Origin of the sequence: Enterococcus sp. DIV0755f, from assembly GCF_051713725.1 — a bacterium.
Taxonomy (GTDB): Bacteria; Bacillota; Bacilli; order Lactobacillales; family Enterococcaceae; genus Enterococcus_D; species Enterococcus_D casseliflavus.
This window is the reverse complement of sequence record NZ_JBIOQL010000001.1, coordinates 2,346,831-2,359,953: the sequence shown is the minus strand read 5'-3', so window position 1 is coordinate 2,359,953 and position 13,123 is coordinate 2,346,831. Positions and strand designations below refer to the sequence as shown.

At 43.0% G+C, this 13,123-nt stretch carries 14 protein-coding genes and 1 riboswitch; of the genes, 13 read left to right on the top strand and 1 reads right to left on the bottom strand.

Translation table 11 applies throughout. The annotated features are described in order from the left end of the window. Positions 1-140: 140 nt before the first annotated feature. The 13 genes from IGI73_RS10735 to IGI73_RS10675 all read left to right on the top strand — a co-directional run bounded on the left by IGI73_RS10735 (position 141) and on the right by IGI73_RS10675 (position 12,824). Positions 141-770 (top strand): lysozyme family protein, encoded by a 630-nt coding sequence (locus IGI73_RS10735; protein ID WP_005229291.1) that lies wholly within the window; start codon positions 141-143, stop codon positions 768-770. 158 nt (positions 771-928) lie between these two features. After that, positions 929-2,764, top strand: coding sequence for a DNA primase (dnaG, locus tag IGI73_RS10730; RefSeq protein WP_438759206.1), 1,836 nt, complete (start codon positions 929-931; stop codon positions 2,762-2,764). A 23-nt stretch (positions 2,765-2,787) separates the two neighbouring features. Beyond that, the gene (gene rpoD, locus IGI73_RS10725; protein ID WP_005229298.1) at positions 2,788-3,894 is read left to right on the top strand and encodes an RNA polymerase sigma factor RpoD; all 1,107 of its coding nucleotides are present in this window, start codon (positions 2,788-2,790) and stop codon (positions 3,892-3,894) included. 308 nt (positions 3,895-4,202) lie between these two features. Continuing rightward, complete coding sequence (locus tag IGI73_RS10720; RefSeq protein ID WP_428207065.1) at positions 4,203-6,098, top strand: cell division site-positioning protein MapZ family protein; 1,896 nt, start codon at positions 4,203-4,205, stop codon at positions 6,096-6,098. Between the two features lie 118 nt (positions 6,099-6,216). Further along, the gene (locus tag IGI73_RS10715) at positions 6,217-6,924 is read left to right on the top strand and encodes an AzlC family ABC transporter permease (protein WP_428207066.1); all 708 of its coding nucleotides are present in this window, start codon (positions 6,217-6,219) and stop codon (positions 6,922-6,924) included. Beyond that, a complete protein-coding gene (locus IGI73_RS10710; protein ID WP_015510078.1) occupies positions 6,917-7,234 on the top strand; it encodes an AzlD domain-containing protein in 318 nt (105 codons plus the stop codon). The genes IGI73_RS10715 and IGI73_RS10710 overlap by 8 nt, the downstream gene beginning before the upstream one ends. Positions 7,235-7,268: 34 nt before the next feature. Further along, the gene (locus IGI73_RS10705) at positions 7,269-8,132 is read left to right on the top strand and encodes a CvfB family protein (protein ID WP_015510077.1); all 864 of its coding nucleotides are present in this window, start codon (positions 7,269-7,271) and stop codon (positions 8,130-8,132) included. Positions 8,133-8,241: 109 nt separating this feature from the next. Beyond that, complete coding sequence (fur, locus tag IGI73_RS10700) at positions 8,242-8,691, top strand: ferric iron uptake transcriptional regulator (protein ID WP_015510076.1); 450 nt, start codon at positions 8,242-8,244, stop codon at positions 8,689-8,691. Between the two features lie 234 nt (positions 8,692-8,925). Then, positions 8,926-9,816: a site-specific tyrosine recombinase XerD gene (gene xerD / locus IGI73_RS10695; RefSeq protein ID WP_428207067.1), complete on the top strand. Its 891-nt coding sequence runs from the start codon at positions 8,926-8,928 to the stop codon at positions 9,814-9,816. A gap of 14 nt (positions 9,817-9,830) precedes the next feature. Next, the gene (locus IGI73_RS10690) at positions 9,831-10,580 is read left to right on the top strand and encodes a segregation/condensation protein A (RefSeq protein WP_005229314.1); all 750 of its coding nucleotides are present in this window, start codon (positions 9,831-9,833) and stop codon (positions 10,578-10,580) included. Then, positions 10,573-11,157 (top strand): SMC-Scp complex subunit ScpB, encoded by a 585-nt coding sequence (gene scpB / locus IGI73_RS10685; RefSeq protein WP_005229316.1) that lies wholly within the window; start codon positions 10,573-10,575, stop codon positions 11,155-11,157. Before IGI73_RS10690 ends, scpB begins: the two co-directional genes overlap by 8 nt. 2 nt (positions 11,158-11,159) lie before the next feature. Further along, entirely contained in the window at positions 11,160-11,876 is a 717-nt protein-coding gene (locus IGI73_RS10680; protein ID WP_074536680.1) for a pseudouridine synthase, read from the top strand. Between the two features lie 79 nt (positions 11,877-11,955). Then, positions 11,956-12,080: riboswitch (FMN riboswitch) on the top strand. A 150-nt stretch (positions 12,081-12,230) separates the two neighbouring features. After that, on the top strand, positions 12,231-12,824 hold the full coding sequence (locus IGI73_RS10675) for an ECF transporter S component (protein ID WP_010749232.1): 594 nt from the start codon (positions 12,231-12,233) through the stop codon (positions 12,822-12,824). 59 nt (positions 12,825-12,883) lie between these two features. On the opposite strand, the gene IGI73_RS10670 is transcribed toward IGI73_RS10675, so the two are convergent. Then, on the bottom strand, positions 12,884-13,099 hold the full coding sequence (locus IGI73_RS10670; RefSeq protein ID WP_005229322.1) for a ferredoxin: 216 nt from the start codon (positions 13,097-13,099) through the stop codon (positions 12,884-12,886). Positions 13,100-13,123: the final 24 nt, after the last annotated feature.

Sequence of the window (13,123 nt, the reverse complement as noted above, 5' to 3'; positions counted from 1 at the left end):
CGGTCAGCTTAGGATTGCTTGTTTTTTTCTAAATAATCTTGTGATTTTATTAAGGATTTTTTAGGAGAGAAAAAATTCTAGTCAGCCCGTTCATTTCATAGTACGATAGATTCTGACTTAGAAAAGATGGGATGTATTTGATGAGAAAAATTCGACGTTTCCTAGGATTTATACTGAAGCTGGCCCTCGTGCTGCTGCTGATCGGGGCAGGGGTTTGGGTCTATCGAAACTACACGGCATTGAAAGCTGTCTATGCGTATGAAGAAGCAATCGCGCAACAGACGCAAGCCCACGACATCTCTGAATATCAGTCATTAGCCATGAGCATCATGCTGACGGAGTCAAAAGGACAAGGCAACGACCCGATGCAAAGTTCTGAAAGTGTTTATGGAAAACAAAATCAGTTCGATACGCCAGAACAAAGCATCGAACAAGGTGTTTCCTATTTAGCTGAGTTGATTGAAAAAGCCGAGCAAATGAACTGTGATCTTTGGACCGCCGTACAGGCGTATAATTTTGGTACAGATTATATTGATTATGTCGCTGCCCGAGGGGGAGTGAACACCTTAGAGTTAGCAGAAACATATTCCAGAGAGGTTTTATCTCCATTGTTAGGCAATGATACGGAACAAACCTATCGTTACTGGGGCATCCAATCCGTATTTTATAATGGTGGTCACCTGTATCATAACGGCGGCAATTTATTCTATGCTGATTTAATAAAAATGAATCAATGGAAGATCAATGTTACGGCGCGTTTCTTTTCATAAGCGTTGTAAAATAAGTGAAACAAAAAAGCTTGAAATACAAATAAAATATGGTAAAATCATTATGAGTGATTCTGTCTAATTATTCTTCGCACTGATATCTATTAGTGCGTTTTTTTACCTAGTAAACCGATGAATACTTACCAAATGGAGGTGAGTGGATGGCACGAATTCCTCAAACGATCATTGACGACATTCGCGAACGTAGCAATATCGTCGATATCGTGGGACAGTATGTCCAGTTAAAGAAGTCTGGAAAAAATTATTTTGGTTTGTGTCCGTTCCATAATGAAAAATCACCTTCTTTTTCCGTTGCAGAGGACAAACAAATTTTTCATTGCTTTGGTTGTGGTCGTGGTGGAAATGTGTATGGTTTCTTACAGGAGCTTGAAGGCATCAGTTTTCCAGAAGCAGTCGTCAAAGTAGCAGAAATGAACGATATTCCTCTTGATCCGCAATATCAGCAGTCTGAAGGCATCAATGAAGCGACCTCACAAACGAGTCAATTGATTGCGTTACATGAAAAAGCCGCCGAAGTCTATCATCACATGTTGGTGAATACAGCTGCTGGACAAGAAGCGCTTGATTATTTATTAGATCGTGGATTGACGATGGCACTGATCGAAGAGTTCAATATTGGCTTTGCACCGAATGAACGCTCGTTTTTGGAGAAAGTTTTTTTGAATGAAAAAGCCAAAGCAGAGTTTTTTCCTGATACAGGACTCTTTGTTCAGCGCAACGATGGCTCACTGGCGGATCGCTTTTACCAGCGAATCATGTTTCCGATCCGCAATCCTCAGGGGAAAACGATTGGTTTTTCTGGTCGGTGGTTAGCAAGCGAAAAAGTCGGTGATCAAGACCAACCAAAATATTTAAATAGTCCTGAAACGATTCTTTTCAATAAACGCGAGGTTCTTTTCAACTTTGACAAAGCGCGACGAGCGATGCGTAAAGATGGTCAAGTGTATTTATTTGAAGGATTTATGGACGTGATCGCCGCTTGGCAAGCAGGGATCGAAAATGGGATCGCCTCGATGGGGACCAGCCTGACCAATCAGCAGATCGCTCACATCGAGCGAGTGGCACAAGAAGTGATTCTTTGTTACGATGGAGATAGTGCAGGGGTTGAAGCCACGAACCGTGGGATCGATCTTTTGCAAAACAATAGCCGCTTGAAATTATCTGTGGTTCGAGTGCCGGAACGGATGGACCCAGATGACTATTTGCGCAAATATGGGACAGAAGCTTTTTATAAATTAGCTGTACATGGGAAAGAAACCGTCTTTGCTTTCAAAATGGATTACCATCGAGCAAATCGAAATTTGGCCAATGAGAAAGAGCAGCTAGATTATGTCCAAGTCGTTTTAAAGGAATTACAGCGGGTGGATTCTTTGCTGGAGCAAGACCGTTATTTGACTCAGTTGTCCACAGAGTTCAACTTGAGCCGTGAGACCTTGCAGCAGCAGCTCAAGCAAAACCGGCAAGAGCAGCAGCCGCGGCAAGATGCACCGCCGCCAGCGCCAACAACCAATCCTATGGTCTTTACGCCGCCAACGCGGCAGCAGCCCAAAACACAGGTAGAAAAAGCACAAGAATTATTATTGTACCGTTTGTTTCATGACAGTACGTTAAACCATCGCTTTCGAGCGAGTGGCATATCCTTTATCCATGATCGTTACCAACAGCTTTATCTGCTGTTTGATGCGTATATGGAAACAGAAGAACACTTTGTTTTAGCAAAGTTCTTAGATTTTTTAAAAGAAGATTCAATGAAAAAAATGGTGATCGATATTGCAGATCTTAAAGCTTCTGAGGAAGGGACTGAACAAGAATTTCAGGACATTCTGCAGGTATTTCAAAAGTCGGGCATTGCTGAAGAAATCAATCAAAAACGAATCCAGCAGCAAGAAGCAAGACAAAAAGGAAACCAGCAATTAGAACTTGAACTTGCGATCGAAATCATTGATTTAACCAAACGGTTGAAACAAGCTAAATAGCGAACTGAAAGGGGCTTTCTTTCATGGCAGAAGAAACAAAAAAAACGTATGACAAAGCAGTTGCCGAATACATCCGAGAAAACAAAACAAAGGGGCAAGTTGTTTACGATGACATTACGAATCGTTTAGCAACGCCGTATACTTTGGATGCTGATGCAATGGACAAATTAATTCAAAAACTGGAGGATTCAGGCATCAGTGTCGTGGATGAAAATGGAGAGCCTTCAGTCCATAGTCTAAAGAGCAATGAAAAACGACAAGAAACACAACCTCAAGAAGATCTGTCTGCACCAACTGGTGTGAAAATCAATGACCCCGTTCGGATGTACTTGAAAGAAATCGGTCGTGTGCCGTTATTGACTGCAGAAGAAGAAGTGGCGCTCGCATTGAAAATCGAAGAAGGCGACCAAGAGGCAAAACAGCGTTTGGCAGAAGCCAACCTACGTTTGGTCGTTAGTATTGCCAAACGTTATGTGGGTCGAGGAATGCAATTCCTTGATTTGATCCAAGAAGGAAACATGGGCTTGATGAAAGCCGTTGAGAAATTCGACTACCGCAAAGGGTTCAAATTTTCGACGTATGCGACCTGGTGGATCCGTCAAGCGATCACCCGTGCGATCGCTGACCAAGCGCGAACCATTCGTATTCCTGTGCATATGGTGGAAACCATCAACAAATTGATCCGTATTCAACGGCAATTGCTGCAAGACTTAGGGCGCGAACCGACACCAGAAGAAATCGGCGCAGAAATGGATCTGCCGACGGAAAAAGTTCGTGAAATCTTGAAGATCGCTCAAGAACCTGTTTCATTAGAAACACCGATCGGTGAAGAAGACGATTCTCATCTAGGTGATTTTATTGAAGACCAAGATGCCACAAGTCCAGCAGAGCATGCGGCTTATGAGCTGTTGAAAGAGCAGCTAGAAGATGTACTGGATACGTTGACTGACCGTGAAGAAAACGTGCTGCGCTTGCGTTTCGGAATCGATGATGGTCGTACTCGGACATTAGAAGAAGTCGGCAAAGTCTTTGGGGTAACGAGAGAACGGATTCGTCAGATCGAAGCAAAAGCATTACGGAAACTACGCCATCCATCTCGTTCAAAACAATTGAAAGATTTCTTAGAATAATCAAGGTTTATCGACTTTCCAAAGGAACCCTTTGGAAAGTCTTTTTTATTCGGATTCTGTCCTCTCGACACAAGATTGGTAAAGAACTTAATAAAAACGTAACCAAGCAAGTGTTGGCTAATTGCCAAGAATGTGATAAATTTAATTTTGTGCATCTGCATCAAAACGTAACAAACAACGAAGTGTCAAAAAAGACCCATTATTTGCTGGTCTAAAAAAAGAAGCAGTAGGTACAGCAAGCGTCTGATGAAAGAGGCGACTGCTTCATAAAAGGAAATGCAAAAAACAAAAGGAGTCAGTTTGAATCAATGAAGAAGACATGTCCTGAATGTGGATTTCAAGCAATAGAAGAAACACCCGTTTGTCCCAATTGCGGGTTCCAATGGAACCAGGCAAAGGAGAATGAACTGGAACCAACATCTGACTCTTCCGTTACGCCAGAAGAGCCACAGAATAAAAATGATGATATTCGCTGGTCAGACTTTAAAAACGTCCCGATCGGAAAAATGGAGGAGCACTTAGGTGATCGGCCATCCTCAAATGAAGAAACGATCGACCTCGCGCAGCAAGGGACTTTTTCCGATGAGCAACATGTAACCCCCACATCAGCCTCTAAGAAAGAAGCTGAGGAAAAAACGGAAGTAGAAAGTTCTAGCGCAACGCAAGAGCATGCGACATCAGCCAGTGAGGAAGCAAGTGAAACCGATGCATTAAGTACGGAGGAACAGCATGACGCTGATATTTTGGCTGCTTATATCCGCCAACACAAACTTGATGAAGAAGAAAAAGCCGCTGCTCTAGAAGCAGAAGCCGCCGCTGATGATTTGTCTGCTACTGAAGAAGAAAGTCAGGAACAAGCCAGTGAGGAACCTCTACTGATAAGCGAAGATGAACCAGTGACGGATCCAGTCATTGAAGAAGCGAAGAAGCAGCCAGAACCAGTGATCGATCCAATTCCTGAGCCGATCACCGCAGCGGATGAAGCACCGAAAAAGGCGACTACTGAAGAAAAAACGTCGACGCCTAGCGAAAAAAAGAAGAGTCCTCGCAAAGCACTCTATATTACAGCGGCTTGTTTATTAGTGGCAGCTGGTGGCGGTTGGGCGTATTACTATCAACAGCAGCAACAAGAAACAGCCCGAGAAACGCAACTGGCGCAGGAAAACCGTACACTCGATCAAATTGAAAATGAGCTGAATGATTTTTATACAAATGATGAACGAGTGTTCATTAAAAACGACAAAACATCAGAACAGCTGACGGCTGTGACGAATCAGTTGGCAGAGTTTCAAGACCATGAACGGTACGATGCCTTGTCACAAGAAGCTGCGACGATCGCTGACAAACTAGCAACTTTGACCGAGATCAACAGCTATTTTAGCAGTCCTGCTGTTGTGGAAGATCAATTGGAAGAAGTCTCATTGAAAGAAGCGGCTGCCGTCACAATGGCGAAGCGTGAGAACGGGGATGCCTTTGATGAGTTGATCAATCAAGCCATCGACATGGGACAAAAAGAGTTCAGTGCGATCGAGGAAGTTCAAAATGCGGTGAAGAGCATGGTGGCTTTAAGTGGTGATGGTGAAGCACCTGCAAGTGTCACCCGTGAGAACTACAATGCCTTGATGAAAAAAGTCCAAGCTTTACCGATCGATTCATTGGTGGAAAGTCTCACTGCTGATCTGCGCAAAGTCGATACTGCGTTGACGAAGCGTGAAACCGCTACGCAAGAAGCAGCGGCACAACAACAAGCGGCCCAAGAAGCAGCACAAGCGGCGGCTTCTGAGAACAACGCTTCCGCTTCAAGCGGCTGTTCTACAAGCGCTGCGACGCCCGCACAAAGCACGTCTGAAGAAGAGTATGTGCTTTCGCCAAATACGCCAACAAATACCAATAATCAGCCAATTATTCCAGCCCGTCAAAGTGATTTGAATGATGTAAACAATAGCGCTTGGGTGTGGGCAGATGGTGTCCAAGAAAAAATCATCGCCACAGCGATTGCCCGTGGTTACGTGGTTGAAGGTGGTTATACTTTTGAACGCGTGCGGATCGTCAACGGCGAAGGCTATTACAATTTTTATGCGACAAATGCCCAAGGCAGCTTGCTTAAAGGAACGGATGATTCAGCGTTCCCGCTATACTTATTTACGGTAAACGCCAAAACTGGCTATTTCAGAGGCAATGGGAACGATCACACCGTTCGCTAAGTCTCATGAGTCGCTAGAAAACTTTCAGAGTTATTACATGCACATGTGAAAAACACTTGTTTCCCCTCCCTGTTTTCGATATGATGAAAGATAATCGTTCAAACAGGGAGGGTTTTTTGTGCAGAAAATAGAAAGATATGATCGCTTTGAAGATGGGGTCATTGCTTGTGTACCAACGATTCTTGGGTACTTAGGGATTGGTTTTGCGATGGGGGTCGTAGGAAAAGGCGTTGGGTTGTCGATTCTTGAAATTATTTTAATGTCTATTATTGTCTATGCAGGCAGTGCTCAATTTATTATTTGTGCATTACTCGCGATTCAAGCACCTTTCATGACGATCGTCGCAACCGTCTTTTTAGTGAATTTACGACATTTCTTAATGAGCTTATCAGTGGCTTCCTATTTTAAAAAGACTCCTTTGCTTTCTGCTATCGGGATTGGGACGCTTTTGACTGATGAGTCCTATGGCGTTTTGACGACGGCACTGCAACAAGACAAACCAGTCACAGCGCAATGGACCCATGGGTTGAACGTGATGGCGTATTTGAGTTGGATCTTCGCAACCTTTTTGGGCGGACTATTAGGCTCGTTTATTCCAGATCCAGAAGCGTTAGGCTTAGATTTTGCCTTGGTAGCCATGTTTGTTGGTCTTTTTTTATTTCAAGTAGAGCGACCCCTCAAGAAGAAAACCCAGCAAACGCTCTTAGTACTCGGGGCAGTTGTGGGGACATTGATTTTATTTATGCGTTTTTCTACTGCTGAGATCGCGGTAATTGCTGCGACCTTGGCAGGATGTTTGGTTGGGACGGTGACACATCATGACTAATTTTGTTATACTAATGCTAGCATGTGGGTTGGTTACTTGGATTCCGCGGATCGTTCCTTTTTTATTTTCTAAAAAGCTCGTATTTCCAAAACCTTTCACCATCTTTTTGAGTTACTTGCCGTTGTGTATTTTGGCGGCATTGTTGGTTCAAAATTTGCTGATCTTTCGAGAAGGGCAATTTCCCATCTTGAAAGTCAAAGAAACTATTGCCTGTATCCCAGCATTGTTGGTGGGGTATTATACAAAAGATTTGATGAAGATCGTTATCACAGGCGTTATTGCTATGGCACTGCTGCGTTTCTTTTTCTAGCAACGGGCAGTTTTTATGAAGAAGGAGAGAATAGATGAAAGACTTATTAGCATCCGTATTTAGCGGATTGATCATTGATGAAAATGAACAGAATTATTTTGTTCAAAAAGGCGGGGTTACCTTCCGACTAGCCAAGGAAGAAGGCGAACATCATTTAGGTGAAGCCGTCGAAGGGTTTGGCTATCAAAACCAAAAGCAAGAAAATGTACTCACTACGAATATTCCGAAAAGCCGCAAAGGGCATTATGCCTTTGGTACAGTCACAGGAAGCCGTCGCGACTTAGGCGTTTTCGTCGATATCGGTTTAAAAGACAAGGACATGGTGGTTTCATTAGATGAATTGCCAACAATGCGGGAACTTTGGCCCAAAAAAGGCGATCGTTTGATGGTCAGCTTGCGCGTCGACGACAAAGAGCGTATATGGGCTTCGTTAGCAGATGAGAAAATCTTCAAGGCACTGAGTAAGAATGGTACGGAACAGATGAAGAATCAAGATGTTACAGGTACCGTGTATCGCTTAAAACTAGCGGGAACCTACTTATTGACGGATGATTTTTATATTGGCTTCGTCCACCCATCAGAGCGCTATCAAGAGCCGCGTCTTGGGGAAGTTGTCAAAGGACGAGTGATTGGGGTTCGTCCAGATGGGGTCTTGAACCTTTCGTTGAAACCAAGAGCCCACGAGGCGATTTCAAATGATGCCGCCATGGTCCTAACCTTTTTAGAACGAGCACCAGAAAATAAAATTCCTTTTACCGATAAATCAGCACCAGAAGAGATATTACAAACGTTTGGTATTAGTAAAGGCCAATTTAAACGGGCGTTAGGAACCTTGATGAAACAGCGTTTGATTGAGCAAAAAGATGGCTTTACGATTCTTGTTAAAAAACCTAATTGAGAATACTTGTTTCTTTTGCTGTTCTAATTTATAATGATTACAATGTTTGTCTTGAGTGATTCTCACTCAAATTAGAATCGTTATAAATTAGCGGCATACGGAGGCAACTATGAACACAACAGCAGCGTTAAAAAAGACCAAGAAACAATTGCACGAGTCGGGGTTCAAATTAACTCCTCAGCGAGAAGCGACGTTGTTGGTCTTATTAGAAAATGAGAAAGATCATTTATCCGCCGAAGAGATTTTCTTCTTTGTGCGCAAAAAAAATTCTGAGATTGGCTTAGCAACCGTCTATCGAACATTGGAGATTTTGACGGATTTGAAAATCGTCGATAAAGTCAGCTTTAATGACGGTGTCGCTCGTTATGATCTACGTAAAGAAGGCGCCAAACATTTCCATCATCACTTGTTGTGTTTGGAATGCGGCAATATCGAAGAGGTTGAAGAGGATCTGTTGGGCACAGTCGAAGAGATCGTCGAACAAAAGTACCATTTTTTAGTAAAGGATCATCGGTTGACATTTCATGGTGTCTGCCAAAAATGCCAAAACAAAGCCTAGTGTCTGTAGCTGGGTAATTTGAAAAAAATTTGTTATCACCCGAATGATAGTCAGATGGTTTCGATAGGAAGAGTGCTCTTTTTTCCAATTTGAAAGAAACCAAAAAATCTGCTATGATTCGGGTGTTTCCTTGGGCAAAAGATACGGGTAGATGCCTCTTTTTTTGTTGGCAAGCTACTATCTAAACGAGCCAGAATTTGATATGATAAAAAAGCTGAAAGTAGAGGAAGCCCCATGAACGAACAAATTATTGATTATCTTCATTATTTGACCATTGAGCGCGGGCTATCCCAAAATACCCGTACCAGCTACCAGCGGGATCTGCAACAGTATCTTGCGTTTTTACAAAAGAAACAAGTGACGCAGTGGCAACAGATCGACCGAGTGATCGTTTTGTCTTTTTTGCAAAGTCTGCAAGAGGCGGGAAAATCCTCGGCAACCGTGATTCGGATGGTTTCCAGTTTGCGAAGATTCCATCAATATTTGCGTCAAGAACGGTTGACAGATCATGATCCGATGCAGCATATTGATTCGCCGAAAAAACAGCAGAAGCTACCTGACACTTTGAGTTTGCAGGAAGTGGAGCGCTTGATCGAAACACCAGATACTCGAGCGGTGTTGGGCATTCGCGATCGAGCGATTTTGGAAGTGATGTATGCGACAGGTTTGCGCGTCAGCGAGTTGATCGGTTTGAAATTGAATGATTTGCATTTAAGTATGGGCTTGTTGCAAACAACCGGGAAAGGCGACAAAGAACGGATCGTCCCATTAGGGGATCTAGCGATTCAATGGATCGAAACGTATCTCAGCGATGCACGTCCGTATTTGACGAGAAAAACACCGGATGAAAGCCACCTGTTTGTAAACAACCATGGCACACAGCTGTCTCGTCAAGGAATCTGGAAAAATTTAAAAGCCTTGGTTCGACAAGCTGGGATCACCAAAAATGTGACTCCCCATACGTTGCGCCATAGTTTTGCGACTCATCTATTAGAAAACGGCGCAGATCTGCGAACGGTTCAAGAGCTGTTAGGACACGCAGATATCTCGACCACTCAGATTTACACGCATATAACGAAGAAACGGATGACGGAAGTGTACAAGCAGCACTTTCCGCGCGCCTAGAAATCGAGGATGGAATGGAAGAAATCAAAATAAAATTAGCTGTCTTTGAAGGACCGTTGGATTTGCTGCTTCATTTGATCAAAAAACTGGAAATCGATGTTTATGACATTCCAGTTGCAACGATCACCGAACAATACATGCAGTATATCCATGCCATGAAAATTTTAGAATTAGAAGTCGCTGGTGAATATTTAGTCATGGCGGCAACTCTGATGGCGATCAAAAGCCAGATGCTGTTACCGAAACAAGAGCTGATTGCTGAAGTGGAAGAGTACGAAGAAGATCCACGGGATATGCTGGTGGCACAGCTGCTAGAATACCGCAAATTTAAGTATGCAGCCGAGCAGCTTTCCGAAAAAGCGGAAGAGCGAAGTTTGTATTATACGAAAGATCCGATGGATGTCGATGAATACAAAGAGGAAGAAGATCAGTTAAGAGCCAATCAATTCAATACGATCGATCTCTTTTTGGCTTTTCAAAAAATGATCGAGAAAAAGAAAAATCGCCAAGTACTAGAAACCAAAATTTCTCCTGATGAAAGCACCATCGATGAAAAGATGGCGGCGATTCAGCTGGAGATGCAACATGTCAGTGCCAAAAAAGGCCGCAGCTTTGATTCTTTTTTTACGACCTACAATAAAACAGAAGTTGTGGTAACTTTTATGGCACTATTAGAATTAATGAAAAAAGGAACGATTCGAGTAGAGCAAACAGACAATTATGCGTCGATTCTGCTCTATCCAACAGGTAAAGAAGATGAGTAAATATAGTGAATTAGAAGCGATCTTATTCGTCGTCGGTGATGAGGGGATCGGACTTGAAGAATTGAGTTACTTAGTCAAAAGCAATACTGCCAGTGTCTATCAGCATTTGCAGGAACTAAATCAGCAATATGAAGAAAATGAACATACTGCGTTGCATATTCTTGAAGTGGGCAATCATTTCATTTTGACCACCAAGAAACAATTTGCCCCTTTATTGAAGAAATATGCTGAATCACCGATGGGCAGCTCGTTGTCTCAGGCCGCTTTAGAAACGTTGTCGATCATTGCTTACAAGCAGCCGATCACTCGGATGGAAGTAGAAGAGATCCGCGGCGTCCAATCTAGCGGATCGGTTCAAAAATTGGTGGCAAAACGACTGATTGAAGAAAAAGGCCGCGTTGACGGACCAGGACGAGCGATCCTATATGGTACGACGGAATACTTTATGGATTATTTTGGCTTAAAAAGTTTGGCTGAATTACCCGATATCCAATCCATGGAAGATGAACTTGAAGAAGATGCACCGTTTGATCTTTTTTACGACCGCTACAAACAAGCAGAAACAGAAGGAGAATGAAGATGGAACGTTTGCAAAAAGTGATTGCCCATGCTGGCATCACCTCAAGAAGAAAAGCTGAAGGATTGATAACTGAAGGCCGAGTGCGTGTCAACGGGCAAGTGATCAAAGAATTAGGGGTCCAAGTTAGCTCAAAAGATGTTGTTGAAGTCGATGGTGTACCAATCGAACAAGAACAACACGTCTATTATCTATTCTACAAACCTCGTGGTGTGATCTCAGCTGTAACGGATGATAAAAAGCGCAAAGTCGTTTTGGATTATTTTGCTGAAGTTCCTGAACGGGTGTATCCCGTCGGGCGCTTGGACTATGATACCTCTGGTTTGTTATTGCTGACAAATGATGGGGAATTGTCACAGACACTGATGCATCCGAAACACGAAGTCGACAAAGTGTACGTTGCCAAAGTCAAAGGGATTGCGGATAAAAAGCAGCTGCTCCCATTGACAAAAGGGATTCGGATCGAAGGTCGTAAGACGGCACCTGCTCGCTTTGAGATCTTGTCGACAGACCAAACAGCGCAATCTAGTATTGTGCAATTGACGATCCACGAAGGACGCAACCATCAAGTCAAAAATATGTTAAAAGCAGTTGGTTTGCCTGTGCAAAAATTAAAACGGGAAAATTATGGTCCGTTAGATTTGAAAGGTCTTCGTCCAGGGGAATACCGAGAGCTGACGAAGAAGGAAGTCAGCCAGCTGAAAAACAGTGCAAAATAATTGAAAAGTATCTGAAAACGTAACTATTGTTAATTTTTAGATTTTGTGTATAATAGAACATGTAATAAATAGAATAAAGGTTCGTCTTCAGGGGCAGGGTGCAATTCCCGACCGGTGGTTATAGTCCACGACCTATTTCTTCGGAAATAGCTGAATCGGTGAAATTCCGATACCGACAGTACAGTCTGGATAAAGAAGATAGAGCGTATTTGATTTGCTTATGGCTATTTCGAATACCCTCTTTTTTCCCTGTGGAAAAAAGAGGGTATTTTTTGTCTGGCGCCGACAAGAAAGCCGAGGAAATTTAATAGGTTCGTTTGAAGAGGAATCCTGAACTTAGGAGGATTTATACTGATGAACAACAAAACAAGAAAAATGGTGACGATCGCCATGTGTGCTGCTATGGGAACAATTTTGCAATTTATCGCTTTTCCGATTTTCCCAGCATTCAGCTTTTTAAAGATAGATTTTAGTGATATTCCCGTGATGATCATGATGTTTTTATTTGGTCCTTGGAGCGGGGTATTGACTGCTTTCATTCGTTCGGTGCTGCATTTGTTCTTATCTGGTTTTTCACCTGCTGATATGGTGGGGGATACGGCAAGCTTTTTAGCATCATGTGCCTTTACTTTGCCAATGTACTACTTTTTCCGCAAAGGTATTCACACCAAAAACAAAATGGTTGGTGTCATCAGCGGTATCTTGTCGGTAACGATTTTTATGAGTGTGGCGAACCTATTTGTGATCACACCGCTTTACCTGCGCTTTTTCGGGGTCACAGCCGATCAATTTTTAGGAATGTCTTTGCCGCAATATGTGGCGATCGGGATCTTACCTTTCAATTTGGTCAAAGGCGCAATCGTCAGTGCTGTCTTTTTAGCACTTCACGCCAAACTGCTGCCATGGTTGGCTCGTAAGCAGCCCCATCATTCTGCTATAGGAAAATAAAAAAATGAGCCGACTTGCTGTTGCAGACGAAAGGTCTGTCAATGGCAAGTCGGCTTTTTTTATTTTTCCATGATAATCGCACGGGTAGGGCATTTGCGATAAGCAGTTTTGACTTTTTCTTGTTGGTCTTCTATGATAAACTGTTGCCGAGCATTCGGTTCTTGGGCAAATAAAACGATCCCGTCTTCATCATAATCGAAGATCTCGGGGGCATAGATCGCACATAGGCCACAAGCAATGCAGCGCTCAGGAATAATTTTACAGCGTTGTGACATTTTTTAGTCCTTTCTGGAGGGGAA

What these genes read in the sequence shown, in the direction of transcription:
- IGI73_RS10690 (WP_005229314.1), top strand. Translation starts at nt 9,831, where the DNA reads ATGGAAGAAATCAAAATAAAATTAGCTGTCTTTGAAGGACCGTTGGAT.
- xerD (WP_428207067.1), top strand. Translation starts at nt 8,926, where the DNA reads ATGAACGAACAAATTATTGATTATCTTCATTATTTGACCATTGAGCGC.
- rpoD (WP_005229298.1), top strand. Translation starts at nt 2,788, where the DNA reads ATGGCAGAAGAAACAAAAAAAACGTATGACAAAGCAGTTGCCGAATAC.
- IGI73_RS10680 (WP_074536680.1), top strand. Translation starts at nt 11,160, where the DNA reads ATGGAACGTTTGCAAAAAGTGATTGCCCATGCTGGCATCACCTCAAGA.
- IGI73_RS10670 (WP_005229322.1), bottom strand. Translation starts at nt 13,099, where the DNA reads ATGTCACAACGCTGTAAAATTATTCCTGAGCGCTGCATTGCTTGTGGC.
- scpB (WP_005229316.1), top strand. Translation starts at nt 10,573, where the DNA reads ATGAGTAAATATAGTGAATTAGAAGCGATCTTATTCGTCGTCGGTGAT.
- IGI73_RS10705 (WP_015510077.1), top strand. Translation starts at nt 7,269, where the DNA reads ATGAAAGACTTATTAGCATCCGTATTTAGCGGATTGATCATTGATGAA.
- dnaG (WP_438759206.1), top strand. Translation starts at nt 929, where the DNA reads ATGGCACGAATTCCTCAAACGATCATTGACGACATTCGCGAACGTAGC.
- IGI73_RS10735 (WP_005229291.1), top strand. Translation starts at nt 141, where the DNA reads ATGAGAAAAATTCGACGTTTCCTAGGATTTATACTGAAGCTGGCCCTC.
- IGI73_RS10675 (WP_010749232.1), top strand. Translation starts at nt 12,231, where the DNA reads ATGAACAACAAAACAAGAAAAATGGTGACGATCGCCATGTGTGCTGCT.
- IGI73_RS10720 (WP_428207065.1), top strand. Translation starts at nt 4,203, where the DNA reads ATGAAGAAGACATGTCCTGAATGTGGATTTCAAGCAATAGAAGAAACA.
- IGI73_RS10710 (WP_015510078.1), top strand. Translation starts at nt 6,917, where the DNA reads ATGACTAATTTTGTTATACTAATGCTAGCATGTGGGTTGGTTACTTGG.
- fur (WP_015510076.1), top strand. Translation starts at nt 8,242, where the DNA reads ATGAACACAACAGCAGCGTTAAAAAAGACCAAGAAACAATTGCACGAG.